This window comes from Mycobacterium sp. IS-1264 (assembly GCF_001954195.1).
GTDB lineage: Bacteria > Actinomycetota > Actinomycetes > Mycobacteriales > Mycobacteriaceae > Mycobacterium.
In genome coordinates this window covers 1-981 of record NZ_MBES01000098.1, presented here as the reverse complement: position 1 = coordinate 981, position 981 = coordinate 1, and the positions used below count along the sequence as shown (strand labels likewise).

General features: G+C 61.6%; 2 pseudogenes. One reads left to right on the top strand and one right to left on the bottom strand.

What is annotated here, in order from left to right:
* Positions 1–266, bottom strand: a pseudogene (locus A5744_RS23890) (serine/threonine protein kinase); the annotation flags it as partial.
* 123 nt (positions 267–389) lie between these two features.
* Here A5744_RS23890 and A5744_RS23885 point away from each other — a divergent pair.
* A pseudogene (locus A5744_RS23885) lies at positions 390–981 on the top strand (serine/threonine-protein kinase); the annotation flags it as partial.

Sequence of the window (981 nt, the reverse complement as noted above, 5' to 3'; positions counted from 1 at the left end):
TTCGCCATCCACAAATCACCCTCGAATTCGCCCCGGTCATGGACGGAAACAAGGTGCGGATGCCACAGCGACGACGCCAAGTCGGCCTCCCTGATGAACCGATCCCGGTAGTCGGGTTGACTGGATAGCTGGTCGTTCAGAATCTTGAGGGCGTCCCGCCGCGGCAACCGTGGGTGCTGAGCGAGGTAGACATCACCCATCGCACCGGTCCCTAATAGCGACACGATGGTGTAGCCGGCGAACGAGGCACCGCTCATCAACGGCATGCGCAAATGTTAACGACGCCCATCGCCGGTTGTTCAAGAATGCACCGCTACGCACTATCCCGAGTCGACGCTGTTTTTGTCGGAGTGTCACTGGTCAGCCGCTGCGCTTGTAGTATGCGGCGCATGCCGCTAGAGGAAGGGGCGGATTTCGCCGGGTTCACCGTGGTGCGGCTGTTGGGCAGCGGCGGAATGGGTGAGGTCTATTTGGCTCGACATCCGCGGTTGCCCAGGCTGGAAGCGCTGAAGGTTTTGCGCGCCGATGTCTCCGCCGACCCAAGTTTTCGAGAGCGGTTCATTCGAGAGGCCGACTTAGCGTCGTCGCTGTGGCATCCGCACCTTGTTTCCGTCCATGACCGCGGCGAGTGTGACGGCCAGCTGTGGATGTCGATGGACTATGTGGACGGCGCCGACTGCGCGCGCTTGCTGGCCGAGCACTACGTCGCGGGCATGCCCGCCCAATGGGTGGCCGAAATTGTCGCTGCGGTCGCCGATGCCCTTGACGACGCGCATCGTCGTGGACTACTGCACCGCGACATCAAACCGTCCAACATAATGATCACCAGCCCTGACGACCAGGGCCGTACCCGAACGCTGCTGACCGACTTCGGTATTGCCCGCAACCTCGACGACGAGTCAGTGGCTTAACAGCAACCAGTATGACCGTGGGCACGGTCGCTTACTCAGCGCCCGAACAGTTGATGGGCGGCCACATCGA